The 23500-nt window shown below is 42.9% G+C and carries 25 protein-coding genes and 2 pseudogenes; 11 read left to right on the top strand and 16 right to left on the bottom strand.

What is annotated here, in order from left to right; genetic code table 11:
• Nucleotides 1-35: 35 nt before the first annotated feature.
• The 4 genes and pseudogenes from DJ533_RS01150 to DJ533_RS01135 form a co-directional block, all read right to left on the bottom strand.
• Nucleotides 36-497 carry an META domain-containing protein gene (locus tag DJ533_RS01150; protein ID WP_033917524.1) on the bottom strand — a complete coding sequence of 154 codons (462 nt, stop codon included), beginning with the start codon at nt 495-497 and terminating at the stop codon, nt 36-38.
• A 102-nt stretch (nt 498-599) separates the two neighbouring features.
• Nucleotides 600-1649 (bottom strand): Lnb N-terminal periplasmic domain-containing protein, encoded by a 1050-nt coding sequence (locus DJ533_RS01145; RefSeq protein WP_077170331.1) that lies wholly within the window; start codon nt 1647-1649, stop codon nt 600-602.
• 23 nt (nt 1650-1672) lie between these two features.
• Nucleotides 1673-2185: a trimethoprim-resistant dihydrofolate reductase DfrA41 gene (gene dfrA41 / locus DJ533_RS01140; RefSeq protein WP_004729503.1), complete on the bottom strand. Its 513-nt coding sequence runs from the start codon at nt 2183-2185 to the stop codon at nt 1673-1675.
• 162 nt (nt 2186-2347) lie between these two features.
• Nucleotides 2348-3113, bottom strand: a pseudogene (locus DJ533_RS01135) (IS5-like element ISAba31 family transposase).
• A gap of 131 nt (nt 3114-3244) precedes the next feature.
• Here DJ533_RS01135 and DJ533_RS01130 point away from each other — a divergent pair.
• The gene (locus DJ533_RS01130; RefSeq protein WP_227504911.1) at nt 3245-3835 is read left to right on the top strand and encodes a DNA cytosine methyltransferase; all 591 of its coding nucleotides are present in this window, start codon (nt 3245-3247) and stop codon (nt 3833-3835) included.
• A 57-nt stretch (nt 3836-3892) separates the two neighbouring features.
• Here the strand turns inward: DJ533_RS01130 and DJ533_RS01125 are convergent, their stop codons facing one another.
• Nucleotides 3893-4330: a hypothetical protein gene (locus tag DJ533_RS01125; RefSeq protein WP_038350010.1), complete on the bottom strand. Its 438-nt coding sequence runs from the start codon at nt 4328-4330 to the stop codon at nt 3893-3895.
• A gap of 1007 nt (nt 4331-5337) precedes the next feature.
• Between DJ533_RS01125 and umuD the strand changes: the two genes are divergently transcribed.
• Both umuD and DJ533_RS01115 read left to right on the top strand, forming a co-directional pair.
• Complete coding sequence (umuD, locus tag DJ533_RS01120) at nt 5338-5856, top strand: translesion error-prone DNA polymerase V autoproteolytic subunit (RefSeq protein ID WP_033917549.1); 519 nt, start codon at nt 5338-5340, stop codon at nt 5854-5856.
• Nucleotides 5853-7142, top strand: a complete 1290-nt coding sequence (locus tag DJ533_RS01115) for a Y-family DNA polymerase (RefSeq protein ID WP_043041780.1) — start codon at nt 5853-5855, stop codon at nt 7140-7142. The genes umuD and DJ533_RS01115 overlap by 4 nt, the downstream gene beginning before the upstream one ends.
• A gap of 134 nt (nt 7143-7276) precedes the next feature.
• On the opposite strand, the gene DJ533_RS01110 is transcribed toward DJ533_RS01115, so the two are convergent.
• Nucleotides 7277-7525 carry a hypothetical protein gene (locus DJ533_RS01110; protein WP_042893682.1) on the bottom strand — a complete coding sequence of 83 codons (249 nt, stop codon included), beginning with the start codon at nt 7523-7525 and terminating at the stop codon, nt 7277-7279.
• 686 nt (nt 7526-8211) lie between these two features.
• On the bottom strand, nt 8212-9225 hold the full coding sequence (gene intI1 / locus DJ533_RS01100) for a class 1 integron integrase IntI1 (RefSeq protein WP_000845054.1): 1014 nt from the start codon (nt 9223-9225) through the stop codon (nt 8212-8214).
• 172 nt (nt 9226-9397) lie between these two features.
• Here intI1 and DJ533_RS01095 point away from each other — a divergent pair, with 172 nt between their 5' ends.
• The 5 genes from DJ533_RS01095 to DJ533_RS01070 all read left to right on the top strand — a co-directional run bounded on the left by DJ533_RS01095 (nt 9398) and on the right by DJ533_RS01070 (nt 12520).
• On the top strand, nt 9398-9850 hold the full coding sequence (locus DJ533_RS01095; RefSeq protein WP_001749986.1) for an NAD(+)--rifampin ADP-ribosyltransferase Arr-3: 453 nt from the start codon (nt 9398-9400) through the stop codon (nt 9848-9850).
• 105 nt (nt 9851-9955) lie between these two features.
• Nucleotides 9956-10543, top strand: a complete 588-nt coding sequence (aac(6')-Ib, locus tag DJ533_RS01090) for an AAC(6')-Ib family aminoglycoside 6'-N-acetyltransferase (RefSeq protein WP_033917551.1) — start codon at nt 9956-9958, stop codon at nt 10541-10543.
• A 168-nt stretch (nt 10544-10711) separates the two neighbouring features.
• Complete coding sequence (locus DJ533_RS01085) at nt 10712-11059, top strand: quaternary ammonium compound efflux SMR transporter QacE delta 1 (RefSeq protein ID WP_000679427.1); 348 nt, start codon at nt 10712-10714, stop codon at nt 11057-11059.
• Entirely contained in the window at nt 11053-11892 is an 840-nt protein-coding gene (sul1, locus tag DJ533_RS01080; RefSeq protein ID WP_000259031.1) for a sulfonamide-resistant dihydropteroate synthase Sul1, read from the top strand. The genes DJ533_RS01085 and sul1 overlap by 7 nt, the downstream gene beginning before the upstream one ends.
• A gap of 127 nt (nt 11893-12019) precedes the next feature.
• Nucleotides 12020-12520, top strand: coding sequence for a GNAT family N-acetyltransferase (locus DJ533_RS01070; protein ID WP_000376623.1), 501 nt, complete (start codon nt 12020-12022; stop codon nt 12518-12520).
• Here DJ533_RS01070 and DJ533_RS01065 read toward each other — a convergent pair.
• The 7 genes and pseudogenes from DJ533_RS01065 to DJ533_RS01030 all read right to left on the bottom strand — a co-directional run bounded on the left by DJ533_RS01065 (nt 12489) and on the right by DJ533_RS01030 (nt 17997).
• Nucleotides 12489-13481 (bottom strand): TniB family NTP-binding protein, encoded by a 993-nt coding sequence (locus tag DJ533_RS01065; protein ID WP_001381192.1) that lies wholly within the window; start codon nt 13479-13481, stop codon nt 12489-12491. The two genes, DJ533_RS01070 and DJ533_RS01065, sit on opposite strands and share 32 nt — an antisense overlap.
• Nucleotides 13482-13483: 2 nt before the next feature.
• Nucleotides 13484-13891 (bottom strand): annotated as a pseudogene (locus DJ533_RS01060) (Mu transposase C-terminal domain-containing protein); the annotation flags it as partial.
• Between the two features lie 411 nt (nt 13892-14302).
• Complete coding sequence (locus tag DJ533_RS01050; protein ID WP_033917495.1) at nt 14303-14731, bottom strand: hypothetical protein; 429 nt, start codon at nt 14729-14731, stop codon at nt 14303-14305.
• Nucleotides 14732-14753: 22 nt separating this feature from the next.
• On the bottom strand, nt 14754-15710 hold the full coding sequence (locus tag DJ533_RS18835) for a hypothetical protein (protein ID WP_227504909.1): 957 nt from the start codon (nt 15708-15710) through the stop codon (nt 14754-14756).
• A gap of 335 nt (nt 15711-16045) precedes the next feature.
• The gene (locus DJ533_RS01040) at nt 16046-16471 is read right to left on the bottom strand and encodes a hypothetical protein (protein ID WP_033917496.1); all 426 of its coding nucleotides are present in this window, start codon (nt 16469-16471) and stop codon (nt 16046-16048) included.
• A 38-nt stretch (nt 16472-16509) separates the two neighbouring features.
• Nucleotides 16510-16665: a hypothetical protein gene (locus tag DJ533_RS01035; protein ID WP_005006030.1), complete on the bottom strand. Its 156-nt coding sequence runs from the start codon at nt 16663-16665 to the stop codon at nt 16510-16512.
• Nucleotides 16666-16848: 183 nt separating this feature from the next.
• Nucleotides 16849-17997, bottom strand: a complete 1149-nt coding sequence (locus DJ533_RS01030; protein ID WP_058952573.1) for a hypothetical protein — start codon at nt 17995-17997, stop codon at nt 16849-16851.
• A gap of 339 nt (nt 17998-18336) precedes the next feature.
• Here DJ533_RS01030 and DJ533_RS01025 point away from each other — a divergent pair, with 339 nt between their 5' ends.
• The 3 genes from DJ533_RS01025 (at nt 18337) to DJ533_RS01015 (ending at nt 21347) form a co-directional block, all read left to right on the top strand.
• The gene (locus tag DJ533_RS01025) at nt 18337-19362 is read left to right on the top strand and encodes an IS30-like element ISAba125 family transposase (protein ID WP_001988464.1); all 1026 of its coding nucleotides are present in this window, start codon (nt 18337-18339) and stop codon (nt 19360-19362) included.
• 100 nt (nt 19363-19462) lie between these two features.
• Nucleotides 19463-20242: an aminoglycoside O-phosphotransferase APH(3')-VIa gene (locus DJ533_RS01020; protein WP_000422636.1), complete on the top strand. Its 780-nt coding sequence runs from the start codon at nt 19463-19465 to the stop codon at nt 20240-20242.
• Between the two features lie 79 nt (nt 20243-20321).
• Nucleotides 20322-21347 (top strand): IS30-like element ISAba125 family transposase, encoded by a 1026-nt coding sequence (locus DJ533_RS01015; protein WP_001988464.1) that lies wholly within the window; start codon nt 20322-20324, stop codon nt 21345-21347.
• 32 nt (nt 21348-21379) lie between these two features.
• Here the strand turns inward: DJ533_RS01015 and DJ533_RS01010 are convergent, their stop codons facing one another.
• Both DJ533_RS01010 and DJ533_RS01000 read right to left on the bottom strand, forming a co-directional pair.
• Nucleotides 21380-21988, bottom strand: coding sequence for a hypothetical protein (locus DJ533_RS01010; RefSeq protein ID WP_024160765.1), 609 nt, complete (start codon nt 21986-21988; stop codon nt 21380-21382).
• A 335-nt stretch (nt 21989-22323) separates the two neighbouring features.
• Nucleotides 22324-23456 (bottom strand): IS3-like element ISAba14 family transposase gene (locus DJ533_RS01000; RefSeq protein WP_223155595.1). Its coding sequence is split into 2 segments (ribosomal slippage): nt 22324-23204 and nt 23204-23456, totalling 1134 coding nucleotides; the frame shifts between segments, so codons are not numbered across the junction.
• Nucleotides 23457-23500 lie beyond the last annotated feature (44 nt).

The raw sequence follows: 23500 nt of genomic DNA, 5'->3' as shown, positions 1-23500 counted from the left end.
AAAGCCTGTCCATACAGGCTTTTTGTAGGGAAGTATTAACGCGGCTGAACAGCACTTTCCAGCTGGATCAAGAGATTTCCATGGCGATCCAGTAATTTTAAGGTTTTAGCAAATACCTGATAATGCGTCACTTTAGCTAAAGCTTCATTAAATTTCTGATCAAGCTGATCGTTGTTCATGCAAGCCATACGGGTAGTAGCCATTTGACTCAGGGTCAGCGTATCTTTTGCTGCTGTGTAGCTGCCCATAATCCGGTTACAGCTATCTGAACCTGAAACGCGCTGGGTACTGGCATCAAATTGCAGACTCGGAACATTGCGTGCGGTTGGCGCAGTCTTGATTTCAGTATTACCAATCTGGGTCGCAATCCAAGTACGATTTTGCAAAAGTTGTAAATGATTCGCGGTTTGTGTCGTGGCTGTATTGGGCACAGTTTCGCAGCCCATGACCGTTAGAACCGAGCCTAAAATCGCGATTGCAGTTAATTTTTTTAGCATGAGAGATACTCTGATCATTGACTAGCTATTTGTATATAAACAAAAAAATGATCAAGGTTCCAGTTGATTTTGTATCTTTATTGAAGTGGATTTGCTACACAGTTATCGCATGTCGGGTTTTGGTAGGCCCTGCCGGATCAGGCGTGAATAGTCCTGACTGGAGAGATTAGCGGTGCGTTCTACCCGTGGATTGACATGTGCCCGTTGATACCAAGTGTGCATATCCCAAGACTGTTCTAGTACTTTAAGATCATAGAGATAATTCGGTAAATAGCCGGAGGCCAGCAACCGGTAATCTGAGGGTAGCTGTTGTTGCGATATCGCCTGAACCATATCAAAGACTAGTGTGGTGCAATTACTGGTCAGGGTATTGTACCATTTTGGCTTTTGGGCCAGCTCATCGGCCTGACGCAGATATTCCTTGAATAGCGCTTTAGCCTGAGCTTGCGGCATTTTGACTGGGAAAAAATAGACCTGTTCACCACGGACATTGCTACGGGTATAGACAATATCCTTTTCATCCGATGCGACCAGACTCAGTTCATATTTTCGGAAAAAGCCACCAATCGCTGAAAACTCTTCATTCTTTTCCTTGCGGATTTCAATCGAGAAGGTGAGTGGCTTTTGATTGGCAAAATCGAAGCTGACCAGGGTATGGGCAATTTTAGGCCCCATCCAGTAGGAAGTAATGATGTTCACGCCAGTAATCTGATTCAGATCAAAACTGCGGCTTTCCCAGCGTTCGATATAGCGACCATCGGCCTGCCAGTCAAAGTTGCGGATATTGTGTAAGGTAACCTGATCGCCTTGCTGCTCATAATGCAGAAGCTGGGAAACCTCAGGATTCCACTCTCGATCCTGACGCGCTTCCAGACTGAAATATCCTAGCAAACAGAATAAAAAGGCCAGAAGATAAAGAACGCTATCCACTTGGCGGGAGATCAGATGCCGGGTGAAATAAATCCCGAGAACGACCAGCGCAAAGGTCAGCCAGAGTCCAATCAGTATCAAGCTGCCGATTTTGCCGATGGGAAGATGAACCCACAGCATGAGGCTGAGCCACAGGCTCGACAGAATGACGAATAAAGTAAACAGGCTGCCCAGCAGCCACAGACTCCAATGTCTGGAGATATATTCGCGTCCCTGCATCATCACTTTTTCATGAGAAATAGGTTTTATTTTCTGTAGGTTGCGAACTCAAAAGCAATGCCGGTTTTGTCATCAATATGTTGTTCTGACGCTATCTTCACAAAATCATTTGGAATTTTAGGATAAAAAATATCACCTTCAACATTTAAATCAACATGAGTAAGCTCTAGTCGATCCACAATATTGATGGTTTGCTTGAAAATCTCACCACCACCAATAATAAAAATTGTATTTGGTTTCTCTGATGCTTGAACGTCAGGAATAGATTTCTCTAAGGCTTCTTCGATTGAATGTGCAACTTTAACGCCGTCAAAATTCCAATTATGGTTTCGAGTAATTACCCAATTTACACGTTTAGGAAGCGGACGACCAATCGAATCAAAATTTTTACGACCAAGGATAATTACCCCACCTTGGGTAATTTCTTTAAAGTGTTTTAAATCAGCAGAAATATGCCAAGGCAGATCGTTATCCTTACCAATACAACGTTGGTTGTCCATAGCAACCACATGTACTACTTCAAAACTTTGGAAAGTCATAACTTAATTGTCCGGAACATATTGAATATCACATATAACAAAATCCCGCTTTATAAAAAGCAGGATTTGGTCATGGTAACTATAAAGGAAAATAAAGCTAATTTCAGCTTAATTTAAAAATCCATTAAAGCTAAAGAATTTTTAAGTAGGGTCTGTTGACATTTACTGTTCATAATTAACCCTATAAAGGTAGCCATAAAAATATACAGGCTAAAGCAACAGAACTTTGATAATTTCTTTTGAGCTTGTCATATCGAGTAGCTATTCCTCTAAATTGCTTTAATCTACAAAACATATTTTCAACTAAATGCCTGATTTTATATAAATACCAGTCCATATGGTCATTGTTCGATTGGCTATTTGTTTTCTTTGGTATATTCGCTTTAGTCCCTGTTTTCCTGATCTGTTCACGCAGTGGTTCTGAATCATAGCCTTTATCTGCACATACCACTTTTGTCTCTTTTAAATCTAATGTTGATATTAAATCAGGTGCAACTTTAACATCATGTGTGGTTCCATCGGTAATCATGAAATCAATAGGATTGCCATGTGCATCAACAATCAAATGTATTTTTGAGGAGTTTCCTCCTACACTTTTAGAAATAGATTGATTCGCTATACCGGCAGAATGTTGATGAGCACGTACATGAGAGCCATCAATAAAAATCCACTCCATATCGGGGCATGAGGCTAGTAATTTGAATAATCTAAGTAACTTACCGCTGCTTGACCAACGATTAAAACGTTTGAAAATAGAGTTGGAATGACCAAAACAAGAAGGAATATCTCGCCACGGACAGCCTGTTCTAATTCTATAGAGAATAGCTTCAATAAAATTGCGTAAATTTGAGTTGTGGTGAATGGATAAATTACGCAGAATAACTTTCAACTTTTGCCAGTGTTGATCTGTCAGCATGGTACGAGGCATAGCGAATAGTAAAATTGGGTTTGGCGATTTGATTTTACTACTTCGCTATTTTTTTAAACTAAAAGTGTCAACACACCCTAAGCATATTCAAGCGTAAAAAACCTTTAGCACCAGCTACATTAGAGCGAATTGTGAGGGGGATTTTAAAATATATCGTTCACAACCCAAAACCTTACATCGTGGACAATGTGGCGCCAATTCTTACTGAGTGTGCCAATGGTTCAAGTCGTAGATCCATGCCAATAAATGAGCCATTACGTACAATTACAGCAGAAACAAAAGGCGGTACACATGCGCTATACGTGTGTCACCTATCTAAAATGAAAAAGGGGTGCACTGGCCAAGAGCTATCAGAACCATTTCACACGTTAACGACCGTGAATCAGTTTGCGGAAGTACGTGCGCTACTTTTGAAATTTACCGGGCAATTCAACTTTAAGAATGACTTGTTTGAACGTTTCGGCTTAATCGAAATCAATAATGAACATTATTATATTGAAGACATTGGTTTTAGGATGATTCAACCATTTGAGTTGTATAAGGCTCAGGGCTTTCCAAGCAATTACATCTTTACTCATGGTGTAGATGAAAATAACCAAAAAATTAAGCTGACGAAAACTGAGCAATACAGAATGGTAGGTAACTCAGTACCTCCAGATCTATCCCATGCACTTGTCAAAGCAAACTTTAAACATGAAATGAAATATCAAATTGCATCGTAAAAAAAACCTAGCATTGATTGGTCAATGCTAGGTGGGTATAAGACTTTTCAGGGGCTCTTATATTGCAAATGCTAACTGTGCTACTGGTGGCTTTAACATGCCCATTGATGTTAATACATCAGTGTATGTACGTACAGACCAGGTATTCGTTGATATATCAAAATAGATACAACTAAAAATAGTTTTGTACTCAGCGTACAGGGTAATCAAGTCAAAGCTATCGATATTGGCATTTTCAACCCGTTCGCTATATGTTGTACTGTAAGAGACACGCGTTAGATCTTCAGGTGCAAAATAGACAATACGTGCTTTGTCGCCGTGTCGTTCGTGGTTGTATTTGATCGTATTACACTTTGATAATCTCTCAATGTAACGGTCAAAAGATGCAGAATTTTGAACCTCTTTGTAGAGTATTTCCGCTGCATGGTAAATAAAGCAGTTGCTTAACCCAATGCCGTGCGAACTAAGGACTTTTTCTCCATCTGTTTTAAACATCGTGTAGCGTAGATACATCTTGAATACTCCAGGTTTTAAGCAATGAGCTTGATGTATTCATTTTAAAGACTGTTTGGGCTTTAAAATTTTTTCAAAAAAAAACCTAGCTAGGCTAGGTCAAAAGGGTAGAAGTTAATTAAATAACCTGAAGATCCAAAGTCCTAATGCTAAAAATGCTTCTTCCAGCACTTCAATCTTGGTTGTGTATTCAAGTGAATATAGATGTCCAACTTCAGTAACACTCAGTTTCATACGATTAGATAGGTCCAAGTCACTCACATTTAATTTGATCAGTGCATTAAACAAATAAATTAACGAAAAAAAGTTTTTTGATAAAGTTTTTGTGGCTAATAGATTTAATATAATTATCTAATTGGTTAGGTTATAAAAGGTAAAAATTTTGTCTAAATCTGATAATGACAACCCGTGTAAAACCAAAGAGAAACCGTTTTGGAACCATGTCAATACAGATGACTACGAAGAAGAAAACGAATATAAACACCAAGCGCCATCGTTCTTTAAGTATTTATTCAATATGTGCAGAAGCTGGCTAATAGTCATTATCGAAGTGCATATTCTTATTGGTTTTATTCTACTGGTTTTGTACATGTGGAAAGGCGTTTTAGTTTTTAATTAATAACGCTGTTTTTGAACAAACCCAATTCATGAATCTGAAAGCAGTTTGCCGTAGATATTTAACATTCAACGCTATTAAATGCTCAATCTGTTTATGCGATGAATTCCCTCTAAACCATCTGCATATACAAGTGAGTCGGTTCCTGATCTCTGGCCATGGTCTGACCAGGCCTGGAAACCAAAATCACCGCGTCAAAATTTAGTACGCGCAACAGCCTTATATCACTTGAGTTTTTCTAAGATCTAAGTCAATTTTGAACTTCCAATACGACCAGTAGGCAAGTGGCATGCCTACTGGTTTTTATTTTTTGATTGATCATCAGACATGCAAGAAATAGAATTGGTATATATATTCTTTCACCGGTCTTGAGATGTCAGAAAAATCAGAAATACCGCTTAAAGCTGGTGATTTAGTTGAAATTGAAGCTCTTGCTCCTGGTGCACCTAAACGCATTCCAGTGGCGTTAGAGCTGCTGTCGGCTGGATTTGCATCACCAGCACAAGATTTTATTGAAAAGTCGGTCGATCTCAACGAAATGCTGATCACCAATGAGTACTCTACGTTTATTGGTAAAGTAGGCTCTCGTTCCATGCTAAATGCCGGTATAGATATTAACGATAAGCTCATAATCGATAGAAGCTTAGACGCCAAGCATCTAGATATTATTGTTGCTCAGCTAGAAACAGACTTTACCGTTAAGCGGTTGATGATCACCAAGCAAATGTCAGCTGGTGAAATTAATGAAATTTTTGGTCCAGATGCAAAATCTATCCCTCCAGTTTGGCTTAAAGCAGAAAACCAAGAGCACTCACATATTTTTCTAAAACCTGAACAGGAATTGATTGTGTGGGGCGTAGTGACTTACATCATTAAAGACGCACGAAAATGACAAACCGGGTATTTATTCATGTTGATATAAATTCGGCATATTGTTCGATGGAAGCATTTTGGAACCCTAAGTTAAAGGGTAAACCATGCGTTGTCTTAAGCTCTAATGATGGAACAATCATCGCGAGAAGCGCTGAAGCTAAACTCTTAAAAATCCCGATGGGTGCGCCACTCTTTAAGGTCCAAGACATCATCAATAAACATAACGTTCATGTGCTATCGAGCAATTTTGCGCTATATGGCGAAATGTCACGCCGTTTTCATGGAATATTATCTGGTTTTGTAGATCCAAGCTGTTACAGCATTTACAGCATTGATGAAGGCTTTATAGAATTTACTCAATTTACTAAAAACTTTGATGCTACTGAAATGGCACGGGAGATTCGGCATCAAGTATATAAGTTTATTGGCTTAACAACGTGCGTGGGTGTTGGTAGAACACTGACTGAAAGTAAAATGGCCAACAACCTTGCCAAAAAGAATCCAGAATTAAATGGAATCTGTAATTTAGTGACAATGAGCCTGGTAGATGTCGAAAGCTACTATCAAAGCATGCCAGTTGATGAAATATGGGGTGTAGGGCGAAAGTACGCTAAAAAGCTTAATGACATGGGGATTTTAAGTGTGCTGGATCTTGCAACATCCAACCCGAATCGAATGCGTGAACTCTTCAATGTGAATATGCAAAGTACGATTTTAGAATTGCTTGGCCAGCCATGCTTTGAATTTGAAAGTTCACCTAAGGCGAAACAACAGATTGTCTCGAGCAAATCTTTCGGCCAGAAAATTACTGAGCTCTCAATTCTTCAAGAAGCCATCAGCAAATATACCCATAATGCATTCAATCGGCTTGTTGCTGAACACCAGCTATGCGGATCTCTGATTGTTTTCTTGCAATCCAACCCATTTGACCAGTCAAAACCGTATTACAGCAAGTCGTTAACATACACGTTTACCCAACCTACAAACAATTTGATGCAACTGGTTAAAGCTGCCACATCACTGATTGATAAATTGTACAAAGAGGGGATAGAGTTTAAGAAATGTGGCGTGATGTTGTGTGAATTGATAAAAGAAGAACATCGCACGATCGGCCTACTAACTGACGTAGAGCAGCTTGAAAAAGAGCAAGCGTTAATGACGGCGTTTCAAAACATTCAAAGTAAGTTTGGCAAGGCTAAAATTGCTGCTGGATCATGTAATCTGAAAAATAGAGATTGGGAACCTAAGTCAGAACGTCAAAGCCGTAACTATTTTAGTGAGGCTGGTATGATTGTCTTCAATTGATTCATTTGAGGGAATTTGTTGGCAATGACGGGGATGGTCAGACTCGAACTGGCATTCAAGGAATCAAACCTTTGCCTTAAAGAGATTGATCAAATCTCAAAATCAATTGGCTACACCCTCGGAAATATAAGAAATTAAGATTGCTGATAGCTTCTTGGTGATTCAGCTGGTGTACCATCATCATATCGCCAAAATAAGAAGCTTCCACTCCATTCGACTTCACCTGAAGCATAGTCACGGATCTTATCGCTCCAGCGGATAGGTTTAATTTCATGGTCTAAGAATTCATCCCACACAATAAACGCCGTGCCATCTTTGTTTGGGATTTGGTTCTCTATGAAGAACCAGGGTGACTTCACATCAACAGAACAGCGTTTTGTCATTTTGTCTCTCTCACTCTTTTGAGTCGTATGCATATTCATATAAGCCTCAAATCAATTGAAAAGATCCTGGAAACTGTTTTGAACGTCAGATCGTGCGATCGGCGCTGTTTCTTGTTGCTGTGACTGACCATTAAAGTCTCAAAAATGACATTAATGTTCTAAACTTTAACAATATAGTTGTAAACTCAAAGAGGAAGTTTGAATGAATATTACGAAAAAATCAGATTCAATACTTGTGGTATTTTTTAAGTTGTTTCTTTGTAGCAGTGCATTTGTTGCATGTATTTTATTTGGATTTTGGTTGAGTCCAATGCAAGTACCATCCCCAATAGTCATTTTTATATCACTTGCAATCACCGTTTTATTTACTTATTGGATATTTGGAATAGGTAAACTCAAACATAAGTAAATTTACAACTATTATGTCATAAATGGATTGGTTATCTAAACTCAAAGTTCATTGAGTTTAGAACTATAATGTAAATTTACTGAATCATACCTAATGTAAGTTATTGATTTTATGATTCATCAGTTTAAGTCTTTAATGTGCAAAGACATCAGGCAACGACGGGCTGCTGCCGGCCATCAGCGGACGCAGGGAGGACTTTCCGCAACCGGCCGTTCGATGCGGCACCGATGGCCTTCGCGCAGGGGTAGTGAATCCGCCAGGATTGACTTGCGCTGCCCTACCTCTCACTAGTGAGGGGCGGCAGCGCATCAAGCGGTGAGCGCACTCCGGCACCGCCAACTTTCAGCACATGCGTGTAAATCATCGTCGTAGAGACGTCGGAATGGCCGAGCAGATCCTGCACGGTTCGAATGTCGTAACCGCTGCGGAGCAAGGCCGTCGCGAACGAGTGGCGGAGGGTGTGCGGTGTGGCGGGCTTCGTGATGCCTGCTTGTTCTACGGCACGTTTGAAGGCGCGCTGAAAGGTCTGGTCATACATGTGATGGCGACGCACGACACCGCTCCGTGGATCGGTCGAATGCGTGTGCTGCGCAAAAACCCAGAACCACGGCCAGGAATGCCCGGCGCGCGGATACTTCCGCTCAAGGGCGTCGGGAAGCGCAACGCCGCTGCGGCCCTCGGCCTGGTCCTTCAGCCACCATGCCCGTGCACGCGACAGCTGCTCGCGCAGGCTGGGTGCCAAGCTCTCGGGTAACATCAAGGCCCGATCCTTGGAGCCCTTGCCCTCCCGCACGATGATCGTGCCGTGATCGAAATCCAGATCCTTGACCCGCAGTTGCAAACCCTCACTGATCCGCATGCCCGTTCCATACAGAAGCTGGGCGAACAAACGATGCTCGCCTTCCAGAAAACCGAGGATGCGAACCACTTCATCCGGGGTCAGCACCACCGGCAAGCGCCGCGACGGCCGAGGTCTTCCGATCTCCTGAAGCCAGGGCAGATCCGTGCACAGCACCTTGCCGTAGAAGAACAGCAAGGCCGCCAATGCCTGACGATGCGTGGAGACCGAAACCTTGCGCTCGTTCGCCAGCCAGGACAGAAATGCCTCGACTTCGCTGCTGCCCAAGGTTGCCGGGTGACGCACACCGTGGAAACGGATGAAGGCACGAACCCAGTTGACATAAGCCTGTTCGGTTCGTAAACTGTAATGCAAGTAGCGTATGCGCTCACGCAACTGGTCCAGAACCTTGACCGAACGCAGCGGTGGTAACGGCGCAGTGGCGGTTTTCATGGCTTGTTATGACTGTTTTTTTGTACAGTCTATGCCTCGGGCATCCAAGCAGCAAGCGCGTTACGCCGTGGGTCGATGTTTGATGTTATGGAGCAGCAACGATGTTACGCAGCAGGGCAGTCGCCCTAAAACAAAGTTATGCAGCCAAATCCCAACAATTAAGGGTCTTAAAATGGTAAAAGATTGGATTCCCATCTCTCATGATAATTACAAGCAGGTGCAAGGACCGTTCTATCATGGAACCAAAGCCAATTTGGCGATTGGTGACTTGCTAACCACAGGGTTCATCTCTCATTTCGAGGACGGTCGTATTCTTAAGCACATCTACTTTTCAGCCTTGATGGAGCCAGCAGTTTGGGGAGCTGAACTTGCTATGTCACTGTCTGGCCTCGAGGGTCGCGGCTACATATACATAGTTGAGCCAACAGGACCGTTCGAAGACGATCCGAATCTTACGAACAAAAGATTTCCCGGTAATCCAACACAGTCCTATAGAACCTGCGAACCCTTGAGAATTGTTGGCGTTGTTGAAGACTGGGAGGGGCATCCTGTTGAATTAATAAGGGGAATGTTGGATTCGTTGGAGGACTTAAAGCGCCGTGGTTTACACGTCATTGAAGACTAGTCCTTTGCATAACAAAGCCATCAAACCGGACGCCAGAGATTCCGCGCCTGTTGCGCATGGCTTCGCCATTTTATGCGCAATAGGCGCGCCACCCTGTCGCCGTTTATGGCGGCGTTAGGCATCACAAAGTACAGCATCGTGACCAACAGCAACGATTCCGTCACACTGCGCCTCATGACTGAGCATGACCTTGCGATGCTCTATGAGTGGCTAAATCGATCTCATATCGTCGAGTGGTGGGGCGGAGAAGAAGCACGCCCGACACTTGCTGACGTACAGGAACAGTACTTGCCAAGCGTTTTAGCGCAAGAGTCCGTCACTCCATACATTGCAATGCTGAATGGAGAGCCGATTGGGTATGCCCAGTCGTACGTTGCTCTTGGAAGCGGGGACGGATGGTGGGAAGAAGAAACCGATCCAGGAGTACGCGGAATAGACCAGTCACTGGCGAATGCATCACAACTGGGCAAAGGCTTGGGAACCAAGCTGGTTCGAGCTCTGGTTGAGTTGCTGTTCAATGATCCCGAGGTCACCAAGATCCAAACGGACCCGTCGCCGAGCAACTTGCGAGCGATCCGATGCTACGAGAAAGCGGGGTTTGAGAGGCAAGGTACCGTAACCACCCCAGATGGTCCAGCCGTGTACATGGTTCAAACACGCCAGGCATTCGAGCGAACACGCAGTGATGCCTAACCCTTCCATCGAGGGGGACGTCCAAGGGCTGGCGCCCTTGGCCGCCCCTCATGTCAAACGTTAGATGCACTAAGCACATAATTGCTCACAGCCAAACTATCAGGTCAAGTCTGCTTTTATTATTTTTAAGCGTGCATAATAAGCCCTACACAAATTGGGAGATATATCATGAAAGGCTGGCTTTTTCTTGTTATCGCAATAGTTGGCGAAGTAATCGCAACATCCGCATTAAAATCTAGCGAGGGCTTTACTAAGCTTGCCCCTTCCGCCGTTGTCATAATCGGTTATGGCATCGCATTTTATTTTCTTTCTCTGGTTCTGAAATCCATCCCTGTCGGTGTTGCTTATGCAGTCTGGTCGGGACTCGGCGTCGTCATAATTACAGCCATTGCCTGGTTGCTTCATGGGCAAAAGCTTGATGCGTGGGGCTTTGTAGGTATGGGGCTCATAATTGCTGCCTTTTTGCTCGCCCGATCCCCATCGTGGAAGTCGCTGCGGAGGCCGACGCCATGGTGACGGTGTTCGGCATTCTGAATCTCACCGAGGACTCCTTCTTCGATGAGAGCCGGCGGCTAGACCCCGCCGGCGCTGTCACCGCGGCGATCGAAATGCTGCGAGTCGGATCAGACGTCGTGGATGTCGGACCGGCCGCCAGCCATCCGGACGCGAGGCCTGTATCGCCGGCCGATGAGATCAGACGTATTGCGCCGCTCTTAGACGCCCTGTCCGATCAGATGCACCGTGTTTCAATCGACAGCTTCCAACCGGAAACCCAGCGCTATGCGCTCAAGCGCGGCGTGGGCTACCTGAACGATATCCAAGGATTTCCTGACCCTGCGCTCTATCCCGATATTGCTGAGGCGGACTGCAGGCTGGTGGTTATGCACTCAGCGCAGCGGGATGGCATCGCCACCCGCACCGGTCACCTTCGACCCGAAGACGCGCTCGACGAGATTGTGCGGTTCTTCGAGGCGCGGGTTTCCGCCTTGCGACGGAGCGGGGTCGCTGCCGACCGGCTCATCCTCGATCCGGGGATGGGATTTTTCTTGAGCCCCGCACCGGAAACATCGCTGCACGTGCTGTCGAACCTTCAAAAGCTGAAGTCGGCGTTGGGGCTTCCGCTATTGGTCTCGGTGTCGCGGAAATCCTTCTTGGGCGCCACCGTTGGCCTTCCTGTAAAGGATCTGGGTCCAGCGAGCCTTGCGGCGGAACTTCACGCGATCGGCAATGGCGCTGACTACGTCCGCACCCACGCGCCTGGAGATCTGCGAAGCGCAATCACCTTCTCGGAAACCCTCGCGAAATTTCGCAGTCGCGACGCCAGAGACCGAGGGTTAGATCATGCCTAGCATTCACCTTCCGGCCGCCCGCTAGCGGACCCTGGTCAGGTTCCGCGAAGGTGGGCGCAGACATGCTGGGCTCGTCAGGATCAAACTGCACTATGAGGCGGCGGTTCATACCGCGCCAGGGGAGCGAATGGACAGCGAGGAGCCTCCGAACGTTCGGGTCGCCTGCTCGGGTGATATCGACGAGGTTGTGCGGCTGATGCACGACGCTGCGGCGTGGATGTCCGCCAAGGGAACGCCCGCCTGGGACGTCGCGCGGATCGACCGGACATTCGCGGAGACCTTCGTCCTGAGATCCGAGCTCCTAGTCGCGAGTTGCAGCGACGGCATCGTCGGCTGTTGCACCTTGTCGGCCGAGGATCCCGAGTTCTGGCCCGACGCCCTCAAGGGGGAGGCCGCATATCTGCACAAGCTCGCGGTGCGACGGACACATGCGGGCCGGGGTGTCAGCTCCGCGCTGATCGAGGCTTGCCGCCATGCCGCGCGAACGCAGGGGTGCGCCAAACTGCGGCTCGACTGCCACCCGAACCTGCGTGGCCTATACGAGCGGCTCGGATTCACCCACGTCGACACTTTCAATCCCGGCTGGGATCCAACCTTCATCGCAGAACGCCTAGAACTCGAAATCTAACGTCCGTTCGGGCATCGAGGTCCATGTCGGGGTGGGACGGGCCCGTGGCTTCAAGATCACTTGCAGTCCGACCGCGATGTCTTGGTTGCGCGAGAGGTTGTCGACAGGCCATGCTGAGTGTGCGATGGTTGATCGCTTCCTCGCCGCTCTCCACGGCGACGATGGCCGCCGCCATCAGCAAGTGCGCCAGTTCCCCTATGGTGCCCTCGCTGCGTGTGAGCAGGTAGCGAGCCATGTCCAGCGTGGCAATTGGGGAAGGCCGGCGCAGCGGGAGCGAAGCGGCGAAGCTGGCCAGCAGTGAGCAGCAATCGTCGTTGGCCTCCCATACCGGCAGCATCATCGGCTCGAAGCGATTTTCCAACTGGTCATCGGAGCGGATGGCTAGGTAGGCGTCGCGCGTGCCTACCCCAACCAACGGGATGCGCAGTTCGTTGCCGAGGAAGCGCAGCAGGTTGAGGAATTCCCGGCGGTTGACGCTGTTGCCGGCCAGCACGTTGTGCAGCTCGTCGATCACCAGCATGCGCACGCCGACCTTGCGCAGCAGTGCCAGAGCCAGTTGCTCCATTTCCGGCAACCGTGGGCGTGGGCGCAGCGGCGCGCCCATCGCGGCGAGCAGCGCGACGTAGAAGCGGATCACGGACGGCTCGGACGGCATCTGCACGACCAACACCGGGATGTGCTCCTGGTCGGCGTCGGAGCTGGCCGGGTGGGTGCGGCGGAACTTCTCGACGATCATCGACTTGCCATTGTTGGTCGGGCCAACCAGCAGCAGGTTGGGCATGCGTTGCTTGTTTGGCCACGCATAAAGGGCTTCCAGCCGGTTCAGCGCCTCGACTGCGCGCGGATAGCCGATCCAGCGGTCGGCGCGAAGGCGCTGGATGCGCTCGTCCGCCGGAAGACGGGCCAAGCCCTGGGCCGCCGGCAGCAGGTGGGACAGGTCGATGATGGGATATTCGTCCACGGCTACCACTCCTCAATCTGGTCGAACGGTTTGGCGGGTGGCAAGTTGTCTGCCTGCGGGTCGGCAATATCCGTATCCGGCGGAACGGGCTTGTCCGGCCGAGCTGATGTCTTGAGGTGCTGGCGGCGATCCGCGTCACGCCGCGCCTTGCGTGTGGCCTTCTGCGCGCTGGTCACAATCTCACGCATCTGGCCGATCATGCGGAACAGCGCCGACTCATCCACCTGTTCGCGCCCTTGCTGCCGCAGTTTCGCCAGCGCCTGCCGTTGTTCCCAGAGGGTGACAGCCGGATGCGACAAGGTACGGTAGGGAATTTCCAGGTAATGCTGTCCCTCCGGTTCCAGGACCCAGATACGGCTGATGTCGCGCGGATCGCGCCGGATCAGAAAGGACGGCCAGCGTTCACGCCGCTGTGACTGACCATTAAAGTCTCAAAAATGACATTAATGTTCTAAACTTTAACAATATAGTTGTAAACTCAAAGAGGAAGTTTGAATGAATATTACGAAAAAATCAGATTCAATACTTGTGGTATTTTTTAAGTTGTTTCTTTGTAGCAGTGCATTTGTTGCATGTATTTTATTTGGATTTTGGTTGAGTCCAATGCAAGTACCATCCCCAATAGTCATTTTTATATCACTTGCAATCACCGTTTTATTTACTTATTGGATATTTGGAATAGGTAAACTCAAACATAAGTAAATTTACAACTATTATGTCATAAATGGATTGGTTATCTAAACTCAAAGTTCATTGAGTTTAGAACTATAATGTAAATTTACTGAATCATACCTAATGTAAGTTATTGATTTTATGATTCATCAGTTTAAGTCTTTAATGTGCAAAGACAGTTGCACAACTTCATCAATCAAATAAGCAACAGGACTTACAGATTGGCTTTTTGTGAAAGTCGGTGCACCAGCTTCAGCGATAAACTTCTCGCTAATCGGTTTTTTGATTTCTAAGCGATACACACGGCGCAGCTTGTTTAAGCAATCAGACATTGAGCCATCGCCAATACCGTGACGGGCTTTCTTGTTATCACGAGTCTTAAACGTGAAGTATGGAAAATGTTTGGCCATGACTGCAGTAATGTCTTTACCAACCAAGTAAATGTGGCTGTGTGTTTCGTAGAAGTGGGTAAATGACGTCTCTACGTGATAAGCAGCCAACAAGCTTTTTGCTTGAGGGTCAGTGATAACCGATTTAACTTGGTTAATCATTTTTTTGGCAATTGTTTTGTTATTCATGATGAACACCCTATAAATTTGATTAATTAGATTGAGTTAATGCAAGTTGCGTAAAAATACGTTTTAGGCACACTTTACATGTAACAAGGTGCGGTACCGTGTCCACGGTAACTTCACCTACTTTCATTTTGAATTCTTTCTTTGCTTCATCTGCAGGGAATAAGCCTCCAGCTGAGCACAAGTACTGGTTTTTCTCACGAACTAATTTAGATCCTGAGTAGTCTTCATCAAAAACCAAGTGAGTCACTGTATTTGATTTTTCACCATCGCCCCATGATCCAGCTGACAAGCCTGACATTACAATTTTTACACCAGTGAACCATTTGAACGGTAAAGCACTGAAGTTTTTCTTCTGATCGATAGCATCAAAGATCGGTTTAGCTTGTTGCAGCGCATTGAATAATTCAAACAATGCAGTAATTTTTTTCTTAGCATCCTGTTCAGCCTGGTTCCACTTGGTTTGCGCCTCATACTCAGCACGGGTATACCAGACCACTTGCCCATTTTTTGCATATAGCCAAAGTTTTTTACCAGTCATGAGATGGTTCACCATCGCATCGGGCATATCAAACATGAGGTTGTTAAATGACATAACTTTGTCATTCAGGTTGATAAAAGACTTTTTATCTTCAGGTAGTAGCACCGGCACTAACGTAGAGCGTACTAATGCTTCGTAGTTGTCAGTAGACATGCTAGAACGTGGGAAACTATGACCTGTAAACACTGGCTTAAGATAAGGGTTGTATGGCAACTCAGTTGCTAAAACCTTGGTGGACCATTCTTCCCACAAATTGAACTTTTTAGCTTGTTCAACCATATGGTGCAGATCTGCAGTAGAAATTCTAACTGATGGCATTGAAGGGTTATTTATTGATTCTGGCGCACGAGTTACACGAACAAGTTCTATAACTTCATGCGCTTCAATTGGACCATATTTGCGATCAAGGTTTTTGCTAAGTAATTCATTAATAGTAACCATTTCAACTCCAAGTTTTAAGCTTTCTGCTTCAATATGTTTATTTTAAGATAGAACCTAAACCAAAAACTTTTTTAAAATTATTTATTTTTATTATTGTTTTACTGGTCCTTGCTGCGACTTTTAACAGATAGCAGCTAAAAATAGTAATGAGGATGCTATTAAAATGATGGAAGCAATTAAGGTACCATACAAATAAGCATTGATCCTGGTGCGCCAGATCTAGCGCTGGCCACAACCAAATTTCTAAACCTTTTTTTAATCAATTAAAAAACATCGAATGCGGTTTTCAACTGCCAACCAGTGAAGCAATAGACATGCTTCACTGGTTGTTGTTATTAAGCTTCAGTCAATTCATTAATATCTAGGATATGAACGCCGTTTGATGTCAGTAGCCAACATGAGAGGGTATGTGCTTCAGTGACTTGAAGTATGAGGCTGTTAAGAGTGTCACTAGATTTTTTGCAGTAAAGGCAATCAGGTTCAGGATTGCTACCATCATCATCAATCAATGGCGTGTCAGCAATTAAGCGGTATGAAGCATACTTAATGATGTCAATATCATCGGCATTGATTGGCTCTTTTGAGCTTAGGCGTACTTGCTCTAAACTGAATGCTTCAGGTTCAATCCATTTAACCTTACTGGTGTTTTCAATCTGGTAACTTAACTGAGTGCCATCAGCAAAAAACACGACAAATTGACCATCTTCAATGTGCTGTACTTTAAAATTGCATGGAATGGTGAATGTGTTGTAGTAATTCATGGGGTTTCTCCAAGTTGTAGGCGTTGAGCCTAAGTTGATTAATCGTTTAAAACAGATTCGATAAAAGAGAGTATTTCAGCTTTAAGAGATGCTGAAATGGTTGCAGTATTTAACTGGCTTAAATACATATCAGCTTTGTCTTTTATTTCTTTTGACGTTGCGGTTTTACGAATTAAAACTAATGTATTCCACATATTAAAAGCCCTTTAGGATAGTGATTAAATCTATATTCATTATACAAAGCGCAATAGCTGTTTAATTTTTCTTAAAATTTAAAAATTCAAAACCTTTTTAATCAATTAAAAAAACATCGAATGCATTTTAAAAAATACCCAAAAGAAAAGGGATAAGGTTTTACGCTTATCCCTGTTTGGGTTTTAGATATGGCAATCAACAATCGTGATTATATAGTCGCTTGGAAAGCTCTTGAGCAAGGCTTGGTTTTTGTTTTCCCAATCTTCTTCCTTGCGAATATCCAGTCCAAACATGCCACACTCTGAACCTGTCCAGTCGCCTATTTCATCACCACTGGTCGCATCTAAGAAACAGTATGTACCGAATGGGTTTGCTGATTTTTTAGCTAGGAATTCTTCACGGCTCACCAAAAATTCATCAAATTCATGTCCGAATATGCCAAACAGGTTATCCGTATCACTGGCTTTCATTAATAAGATTGCATCTTGGTTATGATAGAAATTACGCTTATCGTTCACTGATTCGATTGATTCATCAGACCAAACATCAGCCCATGACCGCCAAGTACGTGAAGCATCACCGATACACTTCTCAAAATAGTCATAAACACGGTTAGCTTCGGTTTTTAAGCGGTTGATTTCGGTTTCAAAATCTAGCTCACCAATCGGGCAGCTATCCACTTTTCGTCCATCAAGACGCAACAGCATGTTTTTCCAACGTCCTCCGATTTCATACCAATCGTATTTCGGATTCGGGTTGGTGGTGGTGAAGTAATCGACCACTTTACCGTCAGCATCAAGCTCTATCCATTCTGTCCAACTTTCATCAGGTTTTTCACCTGTCAAAACAGTCGGCGTAACTTTTTCGTTATACCAGTTAATGAACTGTTGAAGCTCAAACACTTCAGTACATGGCACATCTTTTTGATGCCATTGAATGAACATGCCTAAATCACGAATGCGACTTGAGTACGTACCATCATCGTTTTTGACCTGTACCACTGATAAATGCTTACCGCCGTTCGGGAAGTCAGCAAAAATATCACCTTTGTTGTTTTTGATGGCATAAAGCTCTAAGTCTGTTGCATCACGCACGAAACGAGGGTCGTCAAGAAACGCATAGCGTTCTTCACCATCATCTATGATAGGCTTTGAGTTTTTCATCAAAGTGATTTCTGTCGATTCGTATTGGTCTTTAATTTCGTCCAATGATGATTCTGAAATGCAATATTTGTTTTTAATGCCTGAGCATTCAAATTCGTAAAATGGTTCTAGGGCATCTACAACATCACCATCAGGGGTGGTAACTACTGCAACTGTGAAATGTGACATTTTAAAATCTCCAAGTTTTGAGCCGTGTGCTCTACATCTGAGATTCCATAATAGTTATTAAGTGGCGTTTATAATTTTTTCCTTAAAATATTAATGAAGCTGAATTTAACAACGGTAGTGGTTCAGTAATTAAAATATTTTAATCAATTAAAATCACCGTATACGTTGAATAAAACTAATATCAATTATTTATATTTAATTAAATAAAATAAGGCTCACATATTAAAATAACCTGATTACATAGATCTATATCAAAAAAAGATGGCAATAATTAATAGTTGCCATGGCAGAGTAAAACTTGAAGTGCGACATAAACCACCTAATTAATTTAAAGGGTTTATGGAGTATATAAAATTGTCATACCATCATCTTAACTTTGAAGATCGTACTGCATTAATGCTTGAGTCAAGAAAAGAAGGCTTTTCAGCCAGAAAATTTGCTGAACTTATTAAAAGACATCCTAGTACGATCTATCGTGAGCTTAAAAGAAATAGCATCAATGACGTTTATCAAGCTCAATATGCTTCTGATAACACTTTTGCTAGACGTAGACGTGGTCACAGAAAACTCAAAATCGATTCAATCCTCTGGAAATTTATTGTTGAAGCGATCCGTTGTTTATGGTCTCCTCAGCAAATAGCAAAGCGTTTAAAGACATTTCCTGATTTGGATCAAACAATGAATGTAAGCCATACAACGATTTATTCAACGATACGAGCATTACCCAAGGGTGAGTTGAAAAAAGACTTATTATCCTGTCTACGTCATGAAAATAAAAAGCGAAAAGCTAACGGTGAACCTAAAAAAGATTCTATATTACAGGATATTAAAACTATTCATGAGCGCCCAGCCGAAGTTCAAGAAAGAAAAATACCGGGTCATTGGGAAGCTGATTTAATTAAAGGTAAAGACAATAAAAGTTCGATAGCAACACTTATTGAACGAAATACACGGCTCTGTATCTTGGCAACATTACCTGATGCAAAGGCAGAATCAGTGCGCAAGGCTTTAACTGAAGCTCTGAAATATTTACCTGCAGAACTGCGTAAAACGTTGACCTATGACCGTGGACGTGAGATGTCAGAACATAAAATACTCGAAGAAGATTTAGGCATAGATGTATATTTCTGTGACCCACATTCACCCTGGCAAAAAGGCACATGCGAAAATATGAATGGTTTAATTAGGCAATATTTACCTAAAGGGATTGATTTAAATCAGGCAGATCAGCATTATTTAAATCAAGTTGCCATGTCACTGAATACTCGTCCTAGAAAGGCGTTAGATTGGCTTACACCATTAGAGAAATTTGCTCAGCTTGTTGATTATCATATGGCTTTTGAAACTGTCGCACCTCATGTTTGAATTCGCCCCATATTTTTGCTACAGTGAACCAAATTAAGATCATCTATTTACTAGGCCTCGCATTTGCGGGGTTTTTAATGCTGAATAAAAGGAAAACTTGATGGAATTGCCCAATATTATTCAACAATTTATCGGAAACAGCGTTTTAGAGCCAAATAAAATTGGTCAGTCGCCATCGGATGTTTATTCTTTTAATCGAAATAATGAAACTTTTTTTCTTAAGCGATCTAGCACTTTATATACAGAGACCACATACAGTGTCTCTCGTGAAGCGAAAATGTTGAGTTGGCTCTCTGAGAAATTAAAGGTGCCTGAACTCATCATGACTTTTCAGGATGAGCAGTTTGAATTCATGATCACTAAAGCGATCAATGCAAAACCAATTTCAGCGCTTTTTTTAACAGACCAAGAATTGCTTGCTATCTATAAGGAGGCACTCAATCTGTTAAATTCAATTGCTATTATTGATTGTCCATTTATTTCAAACATTGATCATCGGTTAAAAGAGTCAAAATTTTTTATTGATAACCAACTCCTTGACGATATAGATCAAGATGATTTTGACACTGAATTATGGGGAGACCATAAAACTTACCTAAGTCTATGGAATGAGTTAACCGAGACTCGTGTTGAAGAAAGATTGGTTTTTTCTCATGGCGATATCACGGATAGTAATATTTTTATAGATAAATTCAATGAAATTTATTTTTTAGATCTTGGTCGTGCTGGGTTAGCAGATGAATTTGTAGATATATCCTTTGTTGAACGTTGCCTAAGAGAGGATGCATCGGAGGAAACTGCGAAAATATTTTTAAAGCATTTAAAAAATGATAGACCTGACAAAAGGAATTATTTTTTAAAACTTGATGAATTGAATTGATTCCAAGCATTATCTAAAAATACTTGGCAGAGTAAAACTTGAAGTGCGACATAAACCACCTAATTAATTTAAAGGGTTTATGGAGTATATAAAATTGTCATACCATCATCTTAACTTTGAAGATCGTACTGCATTAATGCTTGAGTCAAGAAAAGAAGGCTTTTCAGCCAGAAAATTTGCTGAACTTATTAAAAGACATCCTAGTACGATCTATCGTGAGCTTAAAAGAAATAGCATCAATGACGTTTATCAAGCTCAATATGCTTCTGATAACACTTTTGCTAGACGTAGACGTGGTCACAGAAAACTCAAAATCGATTCAATCCTCTGGAAATTTATTGTTGAAGCGATCCGTTGTTTATGGTCTCCTCAGCAAATAGCAAAGCGTTTAAAGACATTTCCTGATTTGGATCAAACAATGAATGTAAGCCATACAACGATTTATTCAACGATACGAGCATTACCCAAGGGTGAGTTGAAAAAAGACTTATTATCCTGTCTACGTCATGAAAATAAAAAGCGAAAAGCTAACGGTGAACCTAAAAAAGATTCTATATTACAGGATATTAAAACTATTCATGAGCGCCCAGCCGAAGTTCAAGAAAGAAAAATACCGGGTCATTGGGAAGCTGATTTAATTAAAGGTAAAGACAATAAAAGTTCGATAGCAACACTTATTGAACGAAATACACGGCTCTGTATCTTGGCAACATTACCTGATGCAAAGGCAGAATCAGTGCGCAAGGCTTTAACTGAAGCTCTGAAATATTTACCTGCAGAACTGCGTAAAACGTTGACCTATGACCGTGGACGTGAGATGTCAGAACATAAAATACTCGAAGAAGATTTAGGCATAGATGTATATTTCTGTGACCCACATTCACCCTGGCAAAAAGGCACATGCGAAAATATGAATGGTTTAATTAGGCAATATTTACCTAAAGGGATTGATTTAAATCAGGCAGATCAGCATTATTTAAATCAAGTTGCCATGTCACTGAATACTCGTCCTAGAAAGGCGTTAGATTGGCTTACACCATTAGAGAAATTTGCTCAGCTTGTTGATTATCATATGGCTTTTGAAACTGTCGCACCTCATGTTTGAATTCGCCCATCTTTTTGAGTTCTAGTTAATGATTAAATATATTCTTCAACCGTACTGGTCATACGTTTTTTCATTTTGTAAGGCTTGTAATGAGGAACATAACAAGGCTTGCAAACTGCTTCATAGGTTTTGGTATCAGAATGATAATAAAAGCGATCCAGTGGTTCATAGCCATTGCAATGATGGCAATAACGCTCAAAACCCAATGAAGTGAAGATCATCTTCTGCACAAATGCTTGTTTTTTATGTTTTGCTTTAAGTGTAGGTGAGTTTTTGACTTCACAAGAACAGATATAATCTTGGTAGTTATCGAACTCTGGTGCTTCTTGGTGTATGTGAACAAACCGATTTATAACTTTTGGATCAAAAATATTCCATTGTTGGTCATGTTCTGAAAATAGGAAATATCCATCTGCACCTGATGGCATTTCTTTACTGTATTTCGAGTAATGGATAACATGTTTTTCCGTTGGCTCAAAGTCATTCAGGAACATTCTCAAGGTATTGAGGTTCGGGAATTGGACTTTCATTAACTGTGCTTGAGTCACCAGATTGGATCTTGATTCGTAGTTCACCAGAACCATAATTTTACGGCTTTTGTCGATTCTGCCGATGATGTAATTATAGATATGATCAGACATTGTATTTTCTCCTATTCTATAGAGATCCATGTTAAGAACATGGATCATTCCCAAAAAATGCAATGAGATCGTTGCTCTGGTAGCTAAACTGCAATTCGGTGTAGTCCATTTTCAGTGTGCTATCTAAGTACGGTGTAATGTCGAGTTGCACGAATGAATCAATAAATTCACTTTCTGCGCCATACGCATCTATTGAGCCTTTGAACAGCTCCAGTACATTGCATGTTACATAGTCGCCAATTTCTGATTTATGTGTCTTACATGATGGTAGTAGAGAGGTGGTCCCACTTGTTTGAACAACTAAAAGCGTATTTATAAGTGATATTCCGCTCTAGTTAAGCCACCTTGTTTTGTTGGGGTAGCTGATCATAGTAAAACTCATTTGGTGTCATTTTGTCTAGACTCGAATGAGGTCGTTTCAAATTATAAAACTCAAAATATGCACTTAATTGCTTTTTCGCATCTGTGACACTGCTATAAGCTTTGAGATACACCTCTTCATATTTAACGCTCCGCCATAATCGTTCAACCATCACATTATCTACCCATCGACCTTTACCATCCATACTGATTTGAATGCCATTTGATTTCAATACATCAATAAATGCATCACTGGTAAACTGGCTGCCTTGGTCTGTATTAAATATTTCAGGTCGACCATATTTTTCAATTGCTTCATTTAAAGCCGAAATACAAAAATCCACCTCCATACTAATCGATACCCTATGCGCAAGTACCTTGCGGCTATGCCAATCAATCACAGCACATAAATAAACAAAGCCTTTTGCCATAGGGATATACGTTATATCCGTAGACCACACTTGATTACTGCGCTGAATAGCCAACCCTTTGAGCAGATATGGATATTTACGGTGAGCTTGATTAGCCTGGCTTAAATTTGGTTTGCAATATAACGCCTGAATACCCATTTTCTTCATTAAAGTACGTGTATGACGTCGTCCTATATGATGTCCTTGACGATTCAACAAATCACGCATCATACGACTGCCTGCAAAAGGATATTGCATATGTAATTCATCAATACATCGCATCAGCTTCAGATCTGATGCACTCACAGGTTTTGGGCGATAGTAATAACAACCACGGGAGACTTTCAGCAGCTTAGCTTGCTTAGATACTGAAATCTGAAGTGAGTCGTCGATTAACTTTTGTGGTTGAAGCGGCCCAGTTTCTTCAACACACCTTCTAAAAAATCAATTTCTAATGCCTGCTCACCGATTTTTGCATGTAGTTTTTTTAGATCGATGGGTGGTTCTGTTGGAGCTTTTGATTGATCGAAAGCTTGCGAGGAAGCTGAGATCAATTGATTTTTCCAGTCAATAATTTGGTTTTGATGAACATCAAACTCAGCACTCAATTCAGCAAGTGTTTTTTCTGCTTTAATCGCAGCAAGTGCTACCTTAGCTTTAAAATCATTTGAATGATTTCTTCTTGGTCTACGTGCCATAAAATACTCCATATATTGATGTTTATAACATCATTTGAGGAGCA

Origin of the sequence: Acinetobacter defluvii (assembly GCF_001704615.3) — a bacterium.
GTDB classification, from domain to species: Bacteria; Pseudomonadota; Gammaproteobacteria; order Pseudomonadales; family Moraxellaceae; genus Acinetobacter; species Acinetobacter defluvii.
This window is presented reverse-complemented; position numbering and strand designations above follow the sequence as displayed.